This is a genomic window from Bartonella sp. AP4SXKL (assembly GCF_042195845.1).
Taxonomy (GTDB): domain Bacteria; phylum Pseudomonadota; class Alphaproteobacteria; order Rhizobiales; family Rhizobiaceae; genus Bartonella.
On sequence record NZ_JBHIPA010000097.1, the window covers coordinates 1 to 509 of the forward strand.

The 509-nt window shown below is 39.9% G+C and carries 1 protein-coding gene; it reads left to right on the forward strand.

Annotated elements, in window-relative coordinates:
- Positions 1-509, forward strand: a 509-nt coding sequence (locus ACFIMI_RS09860) for an ABC transporter substrate-binding protein (RefSeq protein ID WP_375668841.1), incomplete at both ends; no start/stop codon positions are given.

Below are 509 nucleotides of genomic sequence, written 5' to 3' on the forward strand. Positions count from 1 at the left end.
CTTGGAGCTTTGGATGAAAAAGAGGGACAACCCTTTAAACTTGATCTCCAAAAAGCAAAGCAACTTTTAACAGAGGCAGGTTATCCGGATGGTTTTGAGGCCAGTATTTTTGCCGGTGCCTCTCCTTATCCTTTTGCTTTGCCTATTGCTCAGTCTCTCCAAGACAATGCAAAAAAAGTTGGAGTACGTTTTAAAATTGAACGTTTTGTAGGTACGCAGTTGTTTTCAAAATTTTATGCGCGTGGTTTTGATACGATTTTTTTCGGATGGAATAATGGCTCTGGGGACCCCCATACAATGGCTTCACGTCTTATTTATAATCCAGATAATCGGCTTGAGGCTAAAAATACAGGCTATGCGAGTTGGTGCCATGGGTATTTGGATGAAACTATGAATCAAAAGGTTCAAGATGCATTGTTTCAAAAAGATCCCAAAAAACGGGCGCAAATGTATGCTGATTTACAACGTGATTTTATGCAGAAAGGGCCTTATGCTTTTATCTATCAGAC